Annotated in this window: 3 pseudogenes; 1 reads left to right on the top strand and 2 read right to left on the bottom strand. The window is 66.4% G+C overall.

Going from position 1 to position 2089, the window contains the following annotated elements:
- Positions 1-841, bottom strand: a pseudogene (locus tag VQ03_RS30380) (hypothetical protein); the annotation flags it as partial.
- Positions 842-1476: 635 nt separating this feature from the next.
- Here VQ03_RS30380 and VQ03_RS34375 point away from each other — a divergent pair.
- Positions 1477-1863: pseudogene (locus VQ03_RS34375) on the top strand (3-deoxy-8-phosphooctulonate synthase); the annotation flags it as partial.
- Positions 1864-1912: 49 nt separating this feature from the next.
- On the opposite strand, the pseudogene VQ03_RS34900 reads toward VQ03_RS34375, so the two are convergent.
- Positions 1913-2086, bottom strand: a pseudogene (locus tag VQ03_RS34900) (3-deoxy-8-phosphooctulonate synthase); the annotation flags it as partial.
- Positions 2087-2089: the final 3 nt, after the last annotated feature.

Below are 2089 nucleotides of genomic sequence, written 5' to 3' on the forward strand. Positions count from 1 at the left end.
CGGCGGCCTCCCGGTACGCCCGGTCGATCCGGTCGAGCGTCGTCTGCGCCTTGGAGTCGGCACCATCCGTCGCCAGCGTGGACAGGGCGGTCCAGGCCTGCCGGCAGAGATCGGCCAGGGCACCCTGAGGCTCGTCCGCAGGCTCGTCTGCTGCGGGCAGCGTGCATTCGGCGTCACCACCGACAAGCCGGCCCGTCAGGAGAAGATCGCCGCAGATCCTGTCGAGCACGCTACGGGGATCTCGCAGGGCCTCGTGGTGCATCACGATCACCCTCGGCACGCCGCGCGTCTCGCGTTCCGCGTCGAGAACGTAGCGCAGCCAGAGCATCAGCCCTTCCTCGACGGACACGCCGTCATAGGCCGCAAGGCAGGCCGCGACCTCGTGCGGCCGCCGGACGACCAGGATGCAGGCGATGCGACAGCGCAGGGTCGAGAGCGCCTCCATCCAGACCGGCAGGAGAAGGCCGACTCCCGGCTCCTCGACGAGCAGCCGATGGTCGTCGAGGAGCGGTTCGACGAGGCGCCGGATTTCGGCAGCGAAGGCGATGCGCGTCAGCGGCGTCGCCTGTTCCTCTCTGGTCGGCAATGGGTCGTCCCGGCTCGTCCCCAGTCCCGATAGGATTCTGTCGTGAAGCCGCAGGAGCGTGGCGCCGCGATCACCCTCGTCGGTCCCATCTCCGGGGGACGCGAAAGGCCTGCCTTCATCCAGGTTGCGGAGCGACGCGGACAGAGCTGAGGCGGCGCCGTGAGGTACGCTGACCAGCAGGACGGCAGCGCGTTCACCCGCGCCGGACCGCCGGGGCGCCGGGGCGTAGATGGCTGGCGAAAGATGAGTGGTCAAACGACGGCGAGCCTTTGCTGGATCCGGTCAGTGCCAGTAGAAATCGCGGCTCTCATGAACCCTCGTCGGATCGCGAGAAGCGTACGAAGCGCGTTGCAGGTGACTTTCCCGCTTCCGCATCAGGATCTCCGTCTCGGTACGAAGCCGCACGAGCTGCTCTCGTGATGGATCGGGGAGGGAATGGGCATCCGATGTTACGATAGCCTGCAGCGTCGACCTCGAGACGTCGTTGCAGGCCACCGGCCACGCTACGGCGTCACGATATCGGGCGATCGAGCCGGTCGCGGGCGCTGGACTCCGCTGCGCCGAATGGTGCCGGTTCGACGCAAGAACGCGCGTCGCGACGGAGAACGGCTGCATCTCATGACATCTCTGCAAGGTCGAGGCGAGGGGCTTCCACAATCGGAGGTCGTAGGAGATACCGTGATCCAGCCCCATCGCATCGCGATCGGGCCGGATCAAGGACCACAGAAGACGCACCGTCGCAAGTCGGTCGACCAAGAGTGCGCGCAGGCTCTTGCAATGTAGGCGCCGGGAGGCAAAACACGCGATTGCGGAGTCGGATGATTCGAAGCCGCGCGCGCCGGACGGGCGACGCCGTCGCTCGTGATTCAGTGCGAACAGGAAGGGGTACGATGGCTGAAACGAACGCGCCAGCCCGCGTGGCGACTACGGTCAACATCGGCCCGGTCGCCCTCGCCAACGACCTACCGTTGGTCATCATCGCCGGCCCATGTCAAATGGAGTCGCGTGACCATGCCTTCGAATGCGCCTCCGCGCTGAAGGAGATGGCCGCTGCAGCCGGCATCGGCCTCATTTACAAGACCTCCTTCGACAAGGCGAACCGCACGTCCCTCGGTGGCGAGCGGGGCATCGGCCTCAGCAAGGCGATCGACGTTTTCGGGGAACTGCGCGAGGTCCTGGGATTACCGCTCCTGACGGATGTCCACACCGAGGCGCAATGCGAGCCGGTCGCCCGGGTCGTCGATGTCCTGCAGATCCCTGCCTTCCTGTGCCGGCAGCCAGGAGAAGGTCGGTCTGCCGGCACAGGAAGGCAGGGATCTGCAGGACATCGACGACCCGGGCGACCGGCTCGCATTGCGCCTCGGTGTGGACATCCGTCAGGAGCGGTAATCCCAGGACCTCGCGCAGTTCCCCGAAAACGTCGATCGCCTTGCTGAGGCCGATGCCCCGCTCGCCACCGAGGGACGTGCGGTTCGCCTTGTCGAAGGAGGTCTTGTAAATGAG

The organism is Methylobacterium tarhaniae, assembly GCF_001043955.1.
Classification (GTDB): Bacteria; Pseudomonadota; Alphaproteobacteria; order Rhizobiales; family Beijerinckiaceae; genus Methylobacterium; species Methylobacterium tarhaniae.